At 50.2% G+C, this 19,182-nt stretch carries 13 protein-coding genes and 1 pseudogene; 11 read left to right on the top strand and 3 right to left on the bottom strand.

Annotation, left to right across the window (positions count from 1 at the left end; all coding sequences use genetic code 11):
* The first annotated feature begins 168 nt into the window (after window positions 1–168).
* From DXD12_RS08090 to DXD12_RS08060, 8 genes and pseudogenes are all read left to right on the top strand, one after another.
* Window positions 169–633, top strand: a complete 465-nt coding sequence (locus tag DXD12_RS08090; protein WP_055215903.1) for a hypothetical protein — start codon at window positions 169–171, stop codon at window positions 631–633.
* 301 nt (window positions 634–934) lie between these two features.
* Window positions 935–1,459 carry a flavodoxin family protein gene (locus DXD12_RS08085; RefSeq protein ID WP_118638054.1) on the top strand — a complete coding sequence of 175 codons (525 nt, stop codon included), beginning with the start codon at window positions 935–937 and terminating at the stop codon, window positions 1,457–1,459.
* A gap of 372 nt (window positions 1,460–1,831) precedes the next feature.
* Window positions 1,832–2,188, top strand: coding sequence for a winged helix-turn-helix domain-containing protein (locus DXD12_RS15650; protein WP_243015324.1), 357 nt, complete (start codon window positions 1,832–1,834; stop codon window positions 2,186–2,188).
* A 116-nt stretch (window positions 2,189–2,304) separates the two neighbouring features.
* Window positions 2,305–2,544, top strand: coding sequence for a hypothetical protein (locus tag DXD12_RS08075; protein WP_005609451.1), 240 nt, complete (start codon window positions 2,305–2,307; stop codon window positions 2,542–2,544).
* Between the two features lie 12 nt (window positions 2,545–2,556).
* Window positions 2,557–2,925, top strand: a complete 369-nt coding sequence (locus DXD12_RS08070; RefSeq protein WP_118628800.1) for a hypothetical protein — start codon at window positions 2,557–2,559, stop codon at window positions 2,923–2,925.
* 40 nt (window positions 2,926–2,965) lie between these two features.
* Window positions 2,966–3,664, top strand: a pseudogene (locus tag DXD12_RS08065) (site-specific integrase).
* A gap of 245 nt (window positions 3,665–3,909) precedes the next feature.
* Complete coding sequence (locus DXD12_RS15305) at window positions 3,910–4,065, top strand: hypothetical protein (RefSeq protein WP_182426611.1); 156 nt, start codon at window positions 3,910–3,912, stop codon at window positions 4,063–4,065.
* A 116-nt stretch (window positions 4,066–4,181) separates the two neighbouring features.
* Complete coding sequence (locus DXD12_RS08060) at window positions 4,182–4,661, top strand: hypothetical protein (RefSeq protein ID WP_118482267.1); 480 nt, start codon at window positions 4,182–4,184, stop codon at window positions 4,659–4,661.
* Between the two features lie 58 nt (window positions 4,662–4,719).
* Here the strand turns inward: DXD12_RS08060 and DXD12_RS08055 are convergent, their stop codons facing one another.
* The 3 genes from DXD12_RS08055 to DXD12_RS08045 are packed head-to-tail and all read right to left on the bottom strand — an operon-like array spanning window position 4,720 to window position 9,342.
* Window positions 4,720–6,621 (bottom strand): GHKL domain-containing protein, encoded by a 1,902-nt coding sequence (locus DXD12_RS08055; protein ID WP_118638052.1) that lies wholly within the window; start codon window positions 6,619–6,621, stop codon window positions 4,720–4,722.
* Window position 6,622: 1 nt separating this feature from the next.
* A complete protein-coding gene (locus DXD12_RS08050; RefSeq protein ID WP_118638050.1) occupies window positions 6,623–8,617 on the bottom strand; it encodes a hypothetical protein in 1,995 nt (664 codons plus the stop codon).
* On the bottom strand, window positions 8,614–9,342 hold the full coding sequence (locus DXD12_RS08045; RefSeq protein WP_182457047.1) for a LytTR family DNA-binding domain-containing protein: 729 nt from the start codon (window positions 9,340–9,342) through the stop codon (window positions 8,614–8,616). The genes DXD12_RS08050 and DXD12_RS08045 overlap by 4 nt, the downstream gene beginning before the upstream one ends.
* A gap of 342 nt (window positions 9,343–9,684) precedes the next feature.
* Here DXD12_RS08045 and DXD12_RS08040 point away from each other — a divergent pair, with 342 nt between their 5' ends.
* From DXD12_RS08040 to DXD12_RS08030, 3 genes are read left to right on the top strand one after another with little or no spacing between them, the layout of a single operon-like run.
* On the top strand, window positions 9,685–10,074 hold the full coding sequence (locus tag DXD12_RS08040; protein ID WP_118638046.1) for a response regulator transcription factor: 390 nt from the start codon (window positions 9,685–9,687) through the stop codon (window positions 10,072–10,074).
* A complete protein-coding gene (locus DXD12_RS08035; protein WP_118467306.1) occupies window positions 10,049–10,423 on the top strand; it encodes a hypothetical protein in 375 nt (124 codons plus the stop codon). The genes DXD12_RS08040 and DXD12_RS08035 overlap by 26 nt, the downstream gene beginning before the upstream one ends.
* Window positions 10,424–19,018 (top strand): S-layer homology domain-containing protein, encoded by an 8,595-nt coding sequence (locus DXD12_RS08030; protein WP_118638044.1) that lies wholly within the window; start codon window positions 10,424–10,426, stop codon window positions 19,016–19,018. It begins immediately after the preceding gene.
* Window positions 19,019–19,182 lie beyond the last annotated feature (164 nt).

The following is a 19,182-nucleotide window of genomic DNA, read 5'->3' as shown; positions in this document are numbered from 1 at the left end:
CGCACTACAACTTTCTACAACTTTTCTACAACTTTTGAAGCGAAAAGGATGGCACAAGAGGACACGAGACGAATGAAAAAAATTTCACGAATCGAGTATTGTGCGGGTTTTGAACCCTTACAGAGCGGCATGGAACAGGATGAAGGGAGCCGAATTTTGCTCCCGACGATGAAGTCACTCGGTGATGTAAATAAGAAAAATGATGTAAAAAATCAGGCTGCCGAAGAAATGAAAGCAGAGCCGGAAAAAATTGATTTCTCTAATGTAAAGATTGAGCCTTTATTTGAGGAAGAAGTTGATTTTGATACATTCAGCAAGTCAGATTTCAGAGCTGTAAAGGTTAAAGAGTGTGTTGCAGTACCGAAGTCAAAGAAACTCCTTCAGTTCACTCTTGATGATGGAACAGGCACAGATCGTACGATTTTAAGCGGTATTCACGCTTATTACGAGCCGGAAGAACTGGTTGGTAAAACACTGATCGCCATCACAAACCTTCCACCAAGAAAGATGATGGGAATTGAGTCTTGCGGTATGTTATTATCAGCGGTAAATAATCTGAAAGACTCAGAAGATGAAGAACTGCATCTGATCATGGTTGATAACCACATTCCAGCAGGTGCAAAGCTCTATTAAGATGAGAAACTGAGCCTTGCGGCGGTGTGCGCTTGCGAACACCGACATAAGGCGAAAAACGCACGGAGACGCCAGTCGACGTGATGTAAAGATGTACCATTTTACCGAATAGACGGGACGTACTTCATTTGATAAAAAACTAAAAAAACAACGATTTACATCAAACTTACATCAATTGATGCAGAAATCGGTGCAAGCAAGAAAAAATCGCATAATTAGTGCAATGAGTGGGCAATTCCAATCGGAGTTGCCCATTTTTAAAACAAACAGAAATACAAATCGGAAGTTGGAGGATACACGCATGAAAATTGTAATCATTAATGGAAGTGCCAGAAAAGGAAATACGCTGGCAGCAATCAATGCATTTATAAAAGGAGCGTCAGAAAAGAATAAAATTGAAATCATTGAACCCGACAAACTCAACATTGCACCATGCAAGGGATGTGGTGTCTGTCAATGCTCTAAGGGATGCGTCGACAAGGATGATACAAATTCTACAATTGATAAAATTGCTGCCGCAGATATGATTCTTTTTGCTACACCAGTTTATTGGTGGGGAATGTCAGCACAATTGAAACTTATCATTGATAAGTGCTACTGCCGTGGATTGCAGTTAAAAAACAAAAAAGTTGGCACAATTGTTGTAGGTGGTTCTCCCGTAGGCAGTATCCAGTATGAGCTGATTGATAAGCAGTTTGACTGTATGGCAAAATATCTTTCATGGGATATGCTTTTCAAAAAATCATATTATGCAGCAGCCAGAGATGAACTTGAAAAAAATAAGGATTCCATGAACGAACTTGAGTGGATCGGAAAAAATTTATAAAGCACACACCAAATTCCAGTTTGCCAACTTGCCCTTTGAGAGAGGAGAAATCCTTTTCTCAAAGGGTTTTTTCTATTTATACGGATATTCGCAAACTACAAGATAAAGCCAAAACTTCATATACTCTAAGCACAAGGAGGTTGAGGTTTGGCTATGAATAACAGTTTAGCAGAAGTACACCCGGAGCTTGTTTCGGAGTGGTCGGAGAAGAACTTACCGCTTACACCTGATACTTAAATGAAGAAGAACGAAGCCCAGTGATACAATCACTCATTGCACTGAAGAACAATTTAGCAGCTCAGGGACGATACACCGATGCAGTAGATGATGTTCTATGTAAAGTGCTTGAAGCAAAGAAAAAGAAATTGAAAATTGAATACATTTAGAACGTGTTTTGTCGTCTGTTTCCTAACCGGAGCAGGCGGCTTTTTTTATTTCGAAAAATTTTTTGAAAAATTTTTTGAAAAGCAGCGATTTTGGGTGTGCATTTCATACCCCTTTGTCCAAATGAGTGAAGTCCTTCAGGAAGCAGGTGGACAGTTAGAGCGTTCTGAAATTAGAGACAGAATTAGTGAGTTAGATGAGCATATTGCTGAATTTGAACAGAAACTATATACATCTAATAAAACAGGAAATCAGTACAAAAAATTTGATTTTAAGTTTAATTTTGCTATTAAAGAGCTTAGTTATGTCGGACTCATCTGCCACCTGCCGTCTGCCGGTGCATGAATACTTTCAAGTATCAGGAGTAAGTAAAAGTAGATTGACAGATAATATAGAAAAGCGTATTATAATAGCAAGAGGTGGGATTTCCCACACAAATACTTGCGTAGGAGGTGTTGATAATGGAAGCAATGAAAGATTATGTTGCTCATCTGGACAATAAAAAAAGGATTACCCTCAGAGGAGCTGCTTATCAGTATTATAATGTAAAAGAATATGGAAATGGCTGCATTATTCTGGAACCTCGGGAACTGGCAGTGCCAGAGAGCATTTCAGCCAGAACCCTGGCAGATATGGATCGTGCAGTAAGTAACTTTAAAAGAGGAGATGTTTCTCCGGCTATTGACCTGTCAGATTTTTAAAAGGAACAAAGAATGAACTTTAATATACGAATGGGAATTCCTGAAATGCAGGAACTTTGGTTAGATCTGCAGGAGAAATATCGTTCTGGGAATATAAAAAAGAAGGAAGAACAGTTGTATAAAAAATGGGGAAAGGCTTTAAAGCTGCTATCGGCAGATCCAGGGTATCCAAGTCTTCAAACCCATGAAATAGAGCCATTGTCCAGACGTTATGGAATGAAAGTGTGGCAGTCTTATCTGGAAAATAAAACCAGTGGCGCAATGAGAATGTACTGGGTTTATGGACCAGCTCAGAAAGACATTACGATTATCGGATTGGAACCACACCCGGAAGATAAGAAAAATGGTGCATACGACCGAATTTCACTGTCGGATTTATAGAATAAAACTGAATATGGAACTTAACACGAGCAGTTAGTCTATGAAAAATAGGTTAGCTGCTTTTTTCATGCAAAAAGGTGAATCACAGGGACGTTCAGACGGAAGATATGTATATACTTATACGGATCCTCTCGGAAGACGTAAATATGTTTATGCACAAGACCTTGTAACGCTTCGGGAAAAAGAAGCACAGCTCATGAAAGATCAGATGGACGGTCTGGATATATAATCTAACGTATTATCCGGTAGGAGAAGACCGGGCATTGGAAAATCACATTTCAACGCCGAAAACAGAAGCCGGAATGCGTACGATTCCCATGTTGGATACAGTGAAAGATGCTTTTGAAATGATCTGGGAAGAGCAGAAAGAAAATGGCTGGACAGATGCAGAGATTGATGGGATGACAGGCTTTGTTTTCTGTAACCGTTATGGAAATATAATGAATGCCCAGTCAGTTAATCGGGCAATCAAGAGAATCTCATCTGCTTATAACGCAACAGAAGAAATAGAGGCAAAAAAGAGCACCGGGAGCCGGTGCTCTTGCCGGATTTTTCAGCGCACAGCTTGAGACACACATTTTGCACAAGGCTTTGTGAAAGAGAAACGAACCTGAAAATAATCCAGTCGATCATGGGGCATAAGGATATTCAGACCACTGTGGATATCTATGCAGAAGCGACAGAGAAGAAAAAACAGGAAACATTTGAACATTTGGCTGCAACAATGGATGTATTTTAAGAAGGGCTTATGAACCCTTTCATCTGACAACAGAAATAACCAAATGAGATCAAATTGACAACAGATATGATTTTACAATGATTCATCATGAATGGTAATGAAGAGAAGACAATTTAATAGAAATAGCACAGCGAAGCATCACGAAGGGTAATGAAGAAAAATTAAAAAAATTCCCGACGATGAAGAGTTTGGAGAAATAAAATGCCGAAAACAGGGCGTTTTCAAGCAATTTAAGAGGCTTAAATTTGTATTTTACGACAGAGTTACGACAAATGATGAGCCATGATATAGTAAAAAATATTTCTAAACTTAAAAAACAGGTTGCTAAATTCAGAGAAACTGTATATACTAAAGATAGAAGTAAATGTTTGCCGCTTGCTGATGGTGCGGGGTATAAATAATTCAGTTCGTAAATGAAGCCACTTGCTATACAGGTGGGATAAAAATAGTATAGTTTGTAAATGTTCCCCATCAGTGAATTCTGATGGGGAATTTTATCACATAGGAAAGGTTATTTATGGAGATACAACAGGGATATTCGTATCATATCAAGGATGAATTTTTTGACTTGGTTCAGGATAAATATTTGATGAGTAATAAGGAACAGGGGAACTATCGTCCTCATTACTATGCAATTCAGGATAGAAAAAATCCAAAATTGTATTGGATGATACCAATTAGCTCACAAGCTGAGAAATACAAGGAAATCGTTGAAAAGAAAAAGAAACGATATGGTAAATGCAATACGATAGTGATTGGATTATTTGCAGGGAAAGAAAATGCTTTTTTGATACAGAATACATTTCCTGTTATTGAAAAATATTTTGACCATGTTCATACGATTCAGGAACAGCCTGTAACGATACATAAAAAGTTGGATAAGGTACTTGTTGAAAATCTGAATGAAGTACTGGCTATGTATAATCGTGGAATAAAATTGACTTTTACGGATATTAAAGCGATTAGGAATATTATGGAAGAAGAACTTGGAAAATAGAGAGGACACCATTGCTTATGCAAATGTAAGTAATGGTGTCCTTTTGTATGAGCAATGTTTATAAACCCACTGTAATTCCAACAAGAAAGGATTCCTCACCGGGAACGAGATCAAGATCACCGCCATGGCTTTCAATGATTTTTCGGACAGAGGAAAGCCCGATTCCATGATCGGCGGATGCGCCCTTTCGGGAGAGGAATGTTTTTCCCTCTTGCAAGGCCAGACCGTCGTAAGTGTTTTCAATCTTCAAAAAGTACATATTGCCTCTGGTTTCGCCTGCAATGAAAACGCGGCGCACCCCTTGCTTTTGGCGGCTGCACGCCTCAACGGCATTGTCCAAAAGATTGCCCAGCACCGTACACAGTTCCACATCGGTAAGCGGCATCTGATCGGGAAGATCGAGCCGTACCTGAAATTCTGTCCCTTGTGTCTGCGCCATGCCGTAGTAGTATTCAATCAGTGCATTTACAACGGGATTTTTGCAGAACTGGGCAGGGGAGTGACCCGATGATGCCGCAACCTGTTCCTCTACCTGTAACAGGAAGGAGCAGATCTCTGTCTGCCCACGTTCAGAGGCCATGCGGTCTATGGTGCGCAGATGGTGTTTGATGTCGTGGATCAGCCTTCTGTTTTCTGCCGCTGCCTCTGAAACCTGACGGCTGTATTCGGTCTGCATAGAAAGCTGACGGATGACCTGCTTGCGTTCTTCCTGGAAAATCAGGCTGTTTCCATATCCTTCTATCACATCGCGCCAGAGGGAATAACCGATGGCTGCTGCTATGAAAAAGCTGCCCCATTCCAAAAACCAACCGCCGATAACCGGTTCATAAACCGGCAGAAGGCGATCCCATATAAAGGCGCAGGTTGCGGCTGCCGCAGCATAGAAGATCGGCCTGCTCCGTTTTTCTCCTCTGTGAATGGCAAGCACAGCGATGATAAGCAGATAGAGCGCAGATGCCGCCTTATAACAAAAGACCGATGCAGAGAAGAAACGAATCGCTCCAAGGGAGAGATGGGAAGCCATCATGCCATACACAAACGCATATACCAGGAAGGCAGCGCCCACTCCATTACTGATGGCCGCAGGCAGGAAGCCCGGCCTGCATATCCGGTTTTGCAGAACTACGATCAGCCAGGTAACCAGATAGATACAGAACAGTTCAATCGTGTACCAGGGGAATACGGGAACCGCAGCCAGCATATGAAGCACAGGATAGGATGACAGGCCGCACATGGCAAGGCAGATCAGTCCGAACAGGAATGTATTTTTCTGTTTCATCCGGCGGCTGAAATAAAAGGACAGCAGCGCACAGACAAAGGTAACCGTACAGCTGAACAGGCAGAATGCAAACCGGATTCCTCTGGTTGTATTGACCGCCAGCATCGTTCCGAAAGCAGGCGGATAGACAATCCCTCCGTAAAAGTGGTCATAGTTGCTGACCGCTATGGTGAGTGTGACCGGTTTTCCGCCATGAAAAGTGACCATGCGGTTTTGAACCAATGGTGTCCCCTGTGCCGGTTCCCCCATTTGCAGGATCAGGTCATGATCCAGATAAAGGTTGTAAGCAGAAAACACTTCCGGGATTTCCAGCGCATATGTTTCCTTCCGTTCCGGTAGAAAGAATGTCATCTGATAAGTCCCGCAGCCATAGGGAGAAGGGTTTGCAGGGCTGGAGAAATTGGTCTGCTCTCCAATGGAAAGGTAGCGCATATAATGGCTTTCATCTTGTATTTCTTCCGGGGTTAAAAGCGCGTCAGGATAAAATGCCCAGCCGGATACCAGAAAGCGCACCGGTGACTTTTGAAGTTCTTCCTCAGAAAGCGCCAGAATCCCATTTGCCGCCTGGATTGTGTTCTGGCTATATTTATTATTGAACTGATACAGGCCAAGAAAAAACAGGGATGAGCACAGGCAGACCATACATAAGGCAGCATATTTTTTTACCGCAGAAGATACCATCTTATTTTCGCCTCCTCCTTAGGAAAAACACACCGGCAGACAGAAGAAGCAGACAGGCCGGAATCAAAAGGAGTATGGGCGACCGGCTATGCTCTGTGTCGGCGGCCTGTGCCAGGGAAACGGCATCTTCCTTTCCCACAATGGTGTATGCCCCTGTATGGCTGATCTGAAAGGAGACGGCTTTTGCCGCATCGTCATAACCGGTCATGGGAATTTCCACGCCGCTTTCATCACAGAGGAACCATGTGCCGGCTGCCGGGTCATTTGGACAGGGCAGCATGACAGAAACATCCGGCAGGGAGCTGAGCGCAGTTCCATTGATGGAAAACGAAAAAGAAAAACCGCCGTCCGTATCCTTTTGGATGATGACTTCAATCTGATCTTCGTTTTGGATGCCCTCCGGCAAGGCGTCTTTTGGTATGCTGATGGTGATTCCCTGTTTGGAAAAGACGGCTCTTTGCTCCCCTGTTTGCAGCATCATCAAAAAGCGCGTGCCGGAAATCCGGTCGGTGGTTTCATCGAAGAACTCTGAAAAATCAGGGCTTTTGGAATCCGCATCTTCCTCTGTATCACCGTTTGCCTGTTCCGATGGGAAATCGTCTTTATCTATATCTATGGAATCATCCTTTCCCTCCCAGGATGGCTCGGAAGACTTGTGGGATGGTTCATGATCCGCAGGATCATTTTCTTCACTGACAGGTGGTGTTTTTTCAGAATCGTTGGAATCCACTCTGCCGCCATTTGTTGCAGGCGGTTTTGGAGGCTTTGTGGAGGGCCTGTCTGCGAAACCGTCATCCTGATCGTCGGTATCTTCAGGAGGCGGTTGAATGATGGTATCGGGTGGATTCCCGCCTGCATCCCCTCCATCCCGGTCGCCTTCATGATACCCTTCAAGGACAATTCCATCTGCGTAGGTAAAGGACAGGATGCCGGTCTGTCCGCCGTCATAATCCACCTGAAGGCGGTAACTGCTGCCCGGCATCAGCAGACGGGTAGCAATCGAGAGCATTTCCTGACCCACATAAACGCCACTTTCCAGGCGGTTCCATGAACCGTTGTTTTCGGACAGCCATACGCTGATCTCATCCAGTTCCCCCGGCGGTGTGACCCAGGGAAAATAAAGGCTTCCTCTGCGAACCAGGAAGCAGTTGATGTCTGGGCTGCCCGGAGCCTGTACAGAAACAGGAATTGAAATTTCAGGGAAATCGACACGATCTGCAAATATGGTATTTTCCGGTGCAGTCAGCCTTCCTGCTGCATGGTACAGTCCCACAGTATTCAAATCAATACCAGAAAAATCCCATTCCACCACAGCGGTGTAGCTGGTTCCATTTTCCGCATAGCATTCCAGATAGTAAGGGGAAAAGGCAAACAAATTTTCCAGCGTTTCGGTTTCGCTGCCCTCTTGAACCGCAAACGCGTCCGTATAAGGATACCACTTCTCTATGGAGGTGATGACAGCAGGCGGCATTTCTTTCACCCGGACGGAAATCTGAAGCTCCTGCAAGACAGCTTCACCAAAGGCATACCCCTCCGGCAGTTCAATCCGGCCTGCTGCGGTATATTTGCCTGGAGTGGTCTGGTCAATGTCCGAAAAATCCCATGCGACAGAAAATGTTTCCTGCCGGATTTCTTCACCTGCTGTTACCGTGGCGCAGACGGTTTGATACCGAAGGGCCAGCTGATAAATTTCCTTCAGGTCATCATCAGACGATGTGGTTCTAAGGGGCAGGGTGAAATCTGGCAGGGAGAGCAGTTCGTCTTCCTTTTGTATTTCTGTGACAAGGACGAGGGATACTTCTTCCGATGCTTCCGGGGTTTTGCTCTCCAGTGTCCCTGGAGTCTCGCTTTCTAAATCCGGCAAAATCTCCCTTCTTTCATCGGCATTGGATGGGGTTGCAGTTTCGGCGGCAAATGCTGGGATACTGCAGGTGAAGCAGAGGAGACAGGCCAGACAGCCCTCCAGAATACGCCTGTGCATTTGCTTCATTCTCATACGATACCCCCCATTCCAGAGAAAACATATTGACGGTAGGTTTCCCGCAGCTGTTTTCCATTGCGGAGGGCAATCGGAAGTTCCTCCCCGTTTATCAAACGGAAGGTCTGACTGTCAACCTGGCTGATGTAATCCATGTTGATTAAAATGCCCCGGTAGCAGGGCAAAAAACGCTTGTCCTTCTGCAATGCGGCAGTAACCTCCTGAAAGCCTCCGCTTACCGGTATCACGCGTTCTGCCGTATGAATCCGTGTCATACGGTTTTGATAATCTATGTATAGAATCTTCTCTGTGGGAAGTTCCAGCTTTTGACGGTCAGCCATAACCGAAAGTGTCATCACTTCATAGGGCGGTTTTAGCTGGCACAGCTCCATCGCTTCTTCAAAATCTGCCTGATGGAGCGAAAGCGGCTTCAGCAGATAATAGCTGGCGGACAGGCTGTACCCCATCCGGGCATAATCTTCTGTAATGGTCAGAAAAACAATCTTACAAAGCCTGTTTTTCTGGCGCAGCCTTCTGGCGGCCTCTATTCCATCCATGTTCTCCATATAGATGTCCATAAAGACAAGCTGAAAATTGACCTGGGCGGCAGCTTTCAGAAAATTCTCTCCGTCCTCAAATTCTGTCAGCGTATAGTCCAGCTGATGCTTTTTCATATAATTTTCCAGGCAGGCAGACAGTTCGGCTCTGTCATCTGCTCTGTCATCCACAATCGCAATCTGCATCGTGCCATCTCCTTTGCACAATAATCCAATATTAGTATAACATAAAACCGCAGGAAAAAACTTGCGTCTTAAACAGGAAACCTGCGTCTTAAACAAAGTCGGTTGCATTTCTCTTGACAAGATGCTACTCTAATTATACTACCAGACTTTCCGATGAGAAGGTCTGGTTTTTTTATGTGACAGGAAATTCCGAAGAATTCCCTGTCACATAAAAAAGGCACTAACGTGCCAAAGATGCGCACTCGCGCGAAGAAGAAACATGTCGCAAGCGATCGCGATCGGCGCGAGAATGTGCCAAGGCACATTCTTTCTTGTTTTTCTTTTCAGGAAAGGAGGCTCAGCATGAAAATCGCACTTTGTACGGAATTAAGGAATGCAGAATGGTTTGAGAGCAGGCTGCGCTCCCTTTTTGCTGGGGACGGACAGCTTGTCATCGACGAGCTATGGAATGAGAAACAGCTATCTCAGGCACTGCGGCGGAGCCGCTACCATGCGGTTGTCATCGCCATGACCGGGGCAAGGGGATTGGAGGCTGCCATTCAGGCAAAGCAGCTGGCACCGGAAACACCGCTTGTCTGGTGGAGCGATGATGAAAACTTTGCCCTGATCGCATATCACCTGCGTATCCCTGCGTTCCTTTCGGCAGACTGCTCCGATCAGGAGCTATATGAGGCGATAAAACCCATCACAAAATGGAGGTGCGAAAATGCGAATTGCGCTGTGCAGTTATAGTCAGAAGGAGAAAGAAACGGCGTTACTGATGAAGCTTGGCAAAGTAGACCGCTTTGACAATGGCGTATTCTGCGTCTATGCCATGCAGCGGGATGGGCCTTATGATGCTGTGGTTGTCATGGAGGACGGAGCCAGGGGAATGAATTTCTGCATGAGCATACGAGGGTACAGCAAGGATGTCCCGCTCCTGTGGATCAGCGACCAGGCAGAATTTGAACCCCAAAGCCGCAGGATGCAGGCGGACACCTTTTTGGTAAAGCCTGTGACAGAATATCAGCTGCGGGAGGCGGTATCCCAGCTGCTTCAGAAAACAACGAGAAGGAACGAACCGCGTGAGGAGGATGAATAAATGATATGGAAATGGAAACGGCCGGCCGCATTTTTACTGGCGGCGGCAATGATTTTTACGATGCCGGGAGTTCCGGCATCTGCGGTGGAAGCGGGTGTATCCGCCGTCCATACGGGGTTGTGCAAGCATCACCCGGAACATACAGAGGACTGCGGATATACGGAAGGAACCGAAGGGGCAGCCTGTGAACATGAACATACTGAGGATTGCTACACCCTTGTGGAGAAGTGTATCCATAAACATGACGAAAGCTGTTACCCTGTTTTGGAAGGCAGCGTATCAGAAAATACGGCGACCTCATCTGAAGTAGAGGAGGTCCAGCCGACCGAGTGTACCCATAAATGCAGTGAGGAAAGCGGCTGTATCACAAAAAAATTAAGCTGTCCTCATGAACGCGGCGAGCATGACGATAGCTGCGGCTACATCCCGGCCACAGAGGGGACGCCCTGCAGGTATACCTGCGAGCAGTGCAATTCTCAGGACAGCGGGCTTGTTCCCGGCGTGTCCGGGAATGCTCCGGTGGAGTGCATCTGCGAAACCCGCTGTGAGAAAGAGGAGGTCAATTCCGACTGTCCGGTCTGCTCTGCGGAAGATGCAGACCTCTCCGCCTGCAAAGGCACAGCGGAAGCCGCCTGCATCTGTGAGAAATTATGCGGCGCTGATGCTGTGAACCCTGAATGCACCGTCTGCTCTGCTAAGGGTGCAGACCTCTCCGCCTGCCTTGGAAAAGAGGAGGCGGTGCTGGCTGTGCAGGCACTCATTGACGCCCTGCCTGAAACAGTCACGGAGGACAATGCGACCGAAATTGAGGAGCAGCTGAAGACTATTGATGCAGAAATAAAGGCCCTCACCGATGAGCAGGCCGCCAAGCTGGACATGACGCGCTATAACGCCGTTTGTGCGGCGCTGGCTGCGTTTGCGCTGCCGCAGGCCGATCATACCCACTGCGTCTGCGGCGGGAATGGAGATGTCAACGGGCACGAACATGACACTGCTGGCACAGAGTGGACAACTACCGATTCCCTGCCTGATTCTGTTGGCAACTATTATCTGACGAAGTCCGTGTCGGAGAACTGGACTGTGCCAACGGACGGCGAGGTCAACCTCTGCCTGAACGGGCAGACGATCAACGGTAAAATCACCGTCGGCAGCGGCGCGACGCTGACGCTGACTGACTGCTCCGACAGCGGCAGGGTTCAAGGCGAAGTGCTCGTCAATGGCGGCAAATTGGAACTGTACAGCGGCACGATCACCGGCGGCGTGCAGGTCGGTAAAAAGGGCGCCGACTATCAGACCGGCTCGTCCTTTACCATGTATGGTGGAGCGATTACCGGTAATGAAGACTACGGCGGTGTGTTCCTTGTCGGCACGACGAATCATATCGACCCGCCGAGCTTCACCATGCACGGCGGCACCATTTCCGATAACACTGCGGGTGCGTCTGACGGCGGTGGCGGCGGCGTATATGTGGGTGAGAAGTGCAGCTTCACCATGGACGGCGGCACCATCACCGGCAACACGGCAACCGCCGGCAACGGCGGCGGCATCTATATCCACTTTAACGCCGGCAATGTTTCGATCTCCAACGCCACGATCACCGGCAACAAGGCGTCCGCCACGGGGGATATAAGGTATGGCCACGGGGGCGGCATTTATTCGGAGAGAGGGGTAACCGTCAAGAATGTGACGATCACCGGAAACAACAGCACCTTTGCGGGCGGCGGCATCTATGGAAAGGGCGCTATTACCCTCACCGATGCTACCGTTACCGACAACAATCAATATGACGTTTACTACGACGGAACAGAAAGCACAAACCCTAAACTTACCGTTTCCGGCTCGGTGAAGGCCGGCTATTACGCCAATTATGATTGGAAGCTGCCCATTCTTGTATCAGGCGCATTGAGTGAGGATTCGGTCATCCGTGTGGGCGTGCGTGAAGGCATAAATCCTGGGGCCATCGCCGAACCGGCAAGCGGCGTGACGCTCAGCGCTGAGAACTTCAAGGCGGACGCCGCCGACAGCGTGACCAGCCTGGGCAATGACGGCAAGGTCTATCTTGTGCCCTGCACGCACGAGATGGACGATACCGGCTACACCTGCAAGAAGTGCAAAACGCAATTCGACGCGCGCGTGGGCGATAGCGCCTATTATAAGACGCTGACGGATGCGTTTAATGCAGCCAGAGGCAGCACCGTGACGCTGCTGCGGAATGTGACGCTCACAGGAAATTGCTCTTCTGAGAACTACTCAGCGACGCTGGATCTGAATGGCAAAACTGTCAGCACCGAGAATAAATACATTCATGTCGGAGGCGGGAACAAGTCCAATACTCTGACGGTCAAGGATTCTAGCAAGGGCGGCGGGACGCAGGCGCTCAATGTCAAGTTTTCGGTTGGGTCCAACGGAACGCTGGCGGTTGACGACTCCTACACCGGCGAGATTTCGCGCGTGGAGCTGCAGGCCGGCGGCGCATTGGAGCGCTTTGGCGGCAAAATCGGCGAGTTGGTTTTAAGCAATGCTGCGTATGGCTCCACAAGTACGGGCTACGGCCTGAAGCTGTGGAAGGGCAATCCAAACGCCTGCACCATCGGCAAGATCACGGACAACACGAAGAGCAAGAGCCTCACCGTTAACGATCTGCTGGGAACCGACTATGCGAAGTGCGAGCTGTACGGCGAAAAGGACAGTGTATGGAGCATCGTTCCCAAGACGGAGAAAATCTCCGAACTGACCGGCTATACAGCGTACAAGGTGCAGTTCACGGAGTGCGTCCATCAGTGCGCCGATGACAGCAACCCTGTGTGCTCTGTGTGCCACAAGGACCTGTATACGAAGATCACCGCCAAGGCCGCTGACGGCACGACCAAGACTGCCTACTTCACGAAAGACAGTGCGCTGGAAAACGGCTATGTAGAGGCCATCCAGACCTTGAACGGCTGGAGCAATGAGGGCTGCACCGAGCCGACGCTGACCCTGCTGCGGGATATGCCTTACGGCACCTCCATAACGCTGACCGGCACGCTGACGCTGGAGAGCGGAACGCACACCGCCAAGAATGTGACGGTCGCTGAAAACGCGAATGTGACCTTTGCCAACGGCAGCTATAAAGGTGCGACCATCAACGGCACGGCGACGGTGGAGGCGGGCGTCACATTCACCGACGCCTCCGTCACGGTGAACGGCACGCTGAACGCCAAGGGCGGTACCTTCACTGGTAATGTCAAATTCAACGGCAGCAGCATCGCGAACATCAGCGGCGGCAGCTTTAATAATGAAAAGAAATATGGCGGCGTTGAGTTTGACTACAATGTCACGGGGACGATCTCCGGCGGCACGTTTGTCTTCGCGGATTTTTACACCACCAAAGTCAAGCTTTCCGGCGGCACATTTACGATGATCAAAACCAACGGCGACCGCAAACTCGCCGACCTGCTGGCGGAGGGCGCGGCGTATTACGGAGCAAGTGATAATCAGGCTGTGACCAATGATAGATTGAATACGCTGGAAAATGTCAAGGTCGTGTCGCATACGCACAACGGCGGCACGGACGGCAAGGGCACTTGTAGCATCTGCGGCAAGCAGATGACGGCGTCGCTGACCGTCGGCGGCAAGACGAGCTGGTACGCGGCCTTTGCCACTGCCATCGAGGCGGCGAACGCGGCGGACGGCGAAAAGACCATCACGCTGTATCAGGATGTGAATGGCTATGCCGACGGGCATTCGACCACCTATGAGCTGACCCACGGGCCGGTGACGCTGGCGACCGGCGGGAAAAGTGTCACAAGAGCAAACCTCACCGCCAAGGGCATTTCTCTGACGGTCACGGGCAGCAACGGAGGCTTCAATGTGACGGTGGAGGGCAAAGACGCGGAATTGACCGTCAACGACAAGGATACGAAGCTCGCCATTGTCACGGCGCAGAACGGCGGAAAGCTTTCGCTGAGCAACGGCACCTTCAGCCGTGTGGCTGTAAAGGACGACGGTAGCAGCGCCAGCCTCAGCGGCGGCAGCTACGGCGAGATCACGAGCGACGCCGGCTATGTCAAGCCCTACGCGCTGCTGGCGAAGGGGTACGCTTACAAAAAAACAAGGGATAACAAATGGCTCCCCAACGCCAATTCAATCTCGGAAAAAGTCACCGTTGAAAAAGCCCCCTTCGCGGTCGAAAAGATTTATCCGAATAGCGATACGAACTACACCGGAAACTCGGCGTTTGCGACGGACGGCAATATCATGCTGACTGCGGTAATCGCGCCCGAAACGGAGGGCGACACCTACTACTACTGGTGGGAGCTGTTTAACGAATCAACCAACGACTGGACCACGAGTTTCAAAAAAGTTAATACTGCGACGCATACCGGCGGGCAGAGCAAGACGCTCACGATCTCCGGGCTGCCCGTAGACAAGAGCTATCAGTACCACATTTACGTCCAGTGCAGCAATGGCTACAATTGCTACAGCGAGCCGTTCACCGTGACCCGGCATCAGCATAGCTGGACGTACACGGCAAGCGACGCGACCATCACTGCCAAGTGCAGCCAGGACGACGCCAGCGGCGGCAGCGTGACGATTGCGGCCCCCGCCGAGCTGACCTACAACGGCAGCGGCAAACCCGCCACGGTGACTGCAAGCAGAGATTGGCAGGGTCCGGCGGTGGATAAGATTACCATCAGCTACACGAAGACGGGCAAGTATGGTCCAGAGAAATTGGAAAACGACGCGCTCCCCACGAATGCCGGCACCTACACCGCCAGCATCACCATGGGCAGCGCCACCGCCAGCGTGACCTATACCATTGGCAAAGCTACCCCCAAGGCGGAGGACTTCACCTTCACCGCCCCGACAAGCCTGACCTATGACGGCAATGTCAAGAGCGCGACAGTTTCTCCCGCAAAGGCCGGTACGGGCGAGGTCATCGTAAAATACTACGATAAAGACGGTCAGGAAGCCACGCCTAAGAACGCGGGCGAATACACCGTCAAGATCGATGTAACCGAGAGCACGAACTATGCTGCGGCCAACGGCCTGACGGCGGATAGCTGGAAGTTTAGCATCACCAAGGCGGCCGCGCCCACGATGCAGCCCATAGAGCTGACCGTTATCAACGGGCTGGCAAAGACTTACTTGGTCAATCTTCCCGCGCTGCCGACGCTGGGCGATAATTGTAAGTACGGCTCCATCAAATATGAGGCCTGCAACTTCAATCTGATTGGAGAGGGCGGCTACGCAAATTCGACGGCAATGATCACATCAAACGATGAGTTCCAGTTGACTGTCCCGGCTGTCGAATCTCAGACCGAAGGTTCCGTCGGAACCGTAGGCGTCAAGATCACCACGGACAACTATCAGGACATGCTCCTGACCGTTAAAGTCATCGCGAAGAACAAGATCGTTCCCGTGCTGGACGGCGAGATCACCGCAACGCCAATCACCTTTGGCCAGATCCTGCGCGTCAGCACCATTACTGGCACGATGAAAGACGACGGCAAGACGGTCGAAGGCACCTTCGAGTGGACGAATCCTAGTACCAAGCCCGACAAAGCCGGCGACTATCAGGCTGAGTGGATATTCACCCCGGCGGAGGGCTATGAGGAATACGCGACCGCGACCGGAACTGTGACCATCAAGGTGAACAAGGCTACCCCCACCTTCAACGCTCCCACGGCGCAGGAAAATCTGACCTATACCGGACAGGAGCAGGCGCTGATTACTGCGGACAGTGTGACCAGCGGTGGCACCATGCAGTACAGCCTGACCGAGAACGGCACATACAGCCCGGACATCCCTACCGGCACCGATGCCGGAGCATATACCGTGTGGTATCGGGTGATTGGCGATGCAAACCACAATGATACCGCACCCGCCAGCGTGGAGGTCAGCATTGGAAAGAAACCGCTGACGCTCACCGGGGTAACGGCTACGTCCAAGCCTTATGATGGCACGACAAACGCGGGCATTCCCAGCGTGACCTTCGAGGGTAGCGTAACCTTGAACCGAGGCACAGACTACACCGTGACCGCCAGCTTTGACGATGCCAGTGTGGGCAACGGCAAGAACATCACTGCCACAGTGACCCTGATGGGGCAGGCCGCGAAGAATTACGCCCTGGAGCAGAGCAGCTTCCCTACTACTGGCAGCATCACCAAGGCCGCCGCGCCTGACTTCACCAAGGAAACTACGCTCGTCATTGTAAACGGCCACGAAAAGACCTACACTGTGACGCTCCCCGCCCTGCCTGTGCTGGAGGCTCCCAAGGAGTACGGTGCACCCACCTATGAGTTGGGCGAGATCAAACTGGGTGGCGGCTACTACACCAGCGGCGCGAAGGTGGAAAACGGCGCGCTGACCCTGCCCATTCAGAAAAATGACGTGAAAACCACCGGCTCTGTGGGTACAGTGACCGTAGTAATCAAGAGCGCAAACTATGCGGACATCACGCTGACCGTCAATGTCAATGCGACCAACAAGCTTGTCCCCACTGTTACGGCACCTACGGCAAACGCCCTGACCTACAACGGTGCAGAACAGGCTCTGGTTACAGCAGGCAAGACCACTGGCGGCACGATGCTCTACCGGCTTGACGATTCTGAGTGGAGCGAGCAGATCCCCACAGCGAAAAACGCGGGGAAATACACTGTTTGGTATAAGGTTCAGGGAAACGCAGAGTACGCAGATGTGGCAGAGCAAAGATTGACTGTGACCGCAGCGAAAAAGTCAGTTACCGTTACAGCGCTTGATAAGAGCGCCTACACCGGCAGCACCGCGCCCGATCTGAGCAGCCCGGAAGCAGATAAGGACTACAAGGTGGAGGGTCTGGTTGGTGCAGATACCCTGAGCGGCACGGTAACACTGGCCTACGCGCAGACGCCGGATATGAGCAAAACCGGAGAAACCGCGATCAACATCACTGGTACGCTGTCAAATGACAATTATGAGATCACCTATGTTTCTGGAACGTTGATCGTTTCCAAGCAATCTTCCAGCGACGACGGTTCCTCCTCTGGTGGTTCGGGCAGCGGCGGCGGTTCCTCCTCTAGTGGTTCGGGCAGCGGCGGCAGTTCCTCCTCTGGTGGTTCATCCGGCGGTGGAGGCTCATCCTCCGGCAATTCCGGTAACTCTGGAAATACCAGTCAGCCGGACACCGGCAAACCGGACAAACCGGATTCTCCTGTCACCAGAGAAACCAAGCCAGTTAAGCCGGATAAAACCGGTAATGTATCGGTGGACAACAGCTCTGTCCAGTCCGCCATCGGCAAGGCCAAACAGGATGCGAAAAAGAACGGCATAACCGAAAACGGGATTGCCGTTACCGTTCCCATCACCCCGGCGACAGGCCAGACCTCTTTTAACGTGACCATCAAGGCACAGACATTGGATCTGCTGGTTAAAGAAAACGTCCGGCAGTTTACTGTAGCAACAGACCATCTGGTTTCGGTTAATATCGGGCTGGACACTCTGAAGCAGCTGGATAGCGTCTCCGCTGGTGGGGACATCATTCTCCGGGTAGATAAGGTGGATGCACTGCGCTCCACCGAGGCCAAAGCCGCTATCGGCACAAGACCGGCCTACGATCTGTCGCTGGTGTATCTCTCCGGCGGCAAGGAGACGCCGATTACCAACCTAAACGGCCATACTGTCTCGGTGCGCCTGCCCTACACCCCAGCAAAGGGAGAAGCTGCCGGAAACCTGTACGCAGTCTATGTAGATGACGCGGGCAAGGTGGAATGGATCACCAAATCCAGCTACAATGCCAGCCTGAAAGCGGTGGTTTTTGAAACCGGTCATTTCAGCGTCTATGGCGTGGGCTACAAGAACCCTGCCCCGGCCTTTACCGATATTCATAACCATTGGGCTGCGGACAACATCCTCTTTGCAGCCAGTCGGGGACTGCTCTCCGGCACCAGCGACACCACCTTTAGTCCGGGCACCGGCATGACCAGAGGAATGTTCGTCACCGCTCTGGGGCGGCTGGCAGACATCAACCCGGATAGCTACAAGACCGGGAAATTCACCGATGTGAAAGCCAACGCTTACTATGCGTCCTATGTCAACTGGGCGGCGCAGACCGGTATTGTGGGCGGCGTTACTGCCACCACCTTTGCACCGGATACCAACATCAACCGGGAACAGATGGCGGTCATCATGGCAAATTACGCCAAAAAGCTGGGCTACGACCTTCCGAAAACCCTCCAGGCTGTGACTTTTGCGGACAACGCACAGATCAGTAGCTGGGCGAAGGATGCGGTTAAGGCCATGCAGCAGGCGGGCATCCTGGCAGGCAAGGCAAATAACCGCTTTGACCCCAAAGGAACCGCCACCCGCGCCGAAGTCGCCACCGTCCTGCGGCGGTTTGTGGAGATCGTCATTGACCCGCAGACCGCAAACGGCTGGCAGCAGAATGACAGCGGCCAGTGGAGCTATTACAGAAACGGGGAGCCGGTGAAAGGCTGGCTCTCCGATGATCAGAAGTGGTACTGGCTGGATAAGGCCACCGGAATGATGTTTGCCGGCGGCTGGAAGCAGATCGATGGTAAGTGGTACTACTTCTATGCAGATGGGACGATGGCGGTGAATACCGCATCCGACAGATGAAAAATGAACCCGTAATGTAATGCAAAAATAATATCAATAAAGAGGGATGTGAACAATATGGGCAAGTTTCTGGTAATGTCGCTTACCGACCATGAAGAATATATACTCAGTAGAATTATGGAGATTATTGCGGTCGAGCCAGGATTTGACCATATTGTGACATC

Source organism: Clostridium sp. TF11-13AC (assembly GCF_003481065.1).
Lineage (GTDB): Bacteria > Bacillota > Clostridia > Lachnospirales > Lachnospiraceae > Otoolea > Otoolea fessa.
The sequence above is the reverse complement of the archived record's forward strand: the minus strand, read 5'-3'. Positions and strand labels throughout refer to the sequence as shown.

Coding starts and splice junctions, on each gene's coding strand:
- DXD12_RS08040 (WP_118638046.1), top strand. CDS start 9,685: ATGAAAATCGCACTTTGTACGGAATTAAGGAATGCAGAATGGTTTGAG.
- DXD12_RS08035 (WP_118467306.1), top strand. CDS start 10,049: ATGCGAATTGCGCTGTGCAGTTATAGTCAGAAGGAGAAAGAAACGGCG.
- DXD12_RS08075 (WP_005609451.1), top strand. CDS start 2,305: ATGGAAGCAATGAAAGATTATGTTGCTCATCTGGACAATAAAAAAAGG.
- DXD12_RS08045 (WP_182457047.1), bottom strand. CDS start 9,342: ATGCAGATTGCGATTGTGGATGACAGAGCAGATGACAGAGCCGAACTG.
- DXD12_RS08055 (WP_118638052.1), bottom strand. CDS start 6,621: ATGGTATCTTCTGCGGTAAAAAAATATGCTGCCTTATGTATGGTCTGC.
- DXD12_RS08030 (WP_118638044.1), top strand. CDS start 10,424: ATGATATGGAAATGGAAACGGCCGGCCGCATTTTTACTGGCGGCGGCA.
- DXD12_RS08085 (WP_118638054.1), top strand. CDS start 935: ATGAAAATTGTAATCATTAATGGAAGTGCCAGAAAAGGAAATACGCTG.
- DXD12_RS08060 (WP_118482267.1), top strand. CDS start 4,182: ATGGAGATACAACAGGGATATTCGTATCATATCAAGGATGAATTTTTT.
- DXD12_RS08070 (WP_118628800.1), top strand. CDS start 2,557: ATGAACTTTAATATACGAATGGGAATTCCTGAAATGCAGGAACTTTGG.
- DXD12_RS08050 (WP_118638050.1), bottom strand. CDS start 8,617: ATGAGAATGAAGCAAATGCACAGGCGTATTCTGGAGGGCTGTCTGGCC.
- DXD12_RS08090 (WP_055215903.1), top strand. CDS start 169: ATGAAGTCACTCGGTGATGTAAATAAGAAAAATGATGTAAAAAATCAG.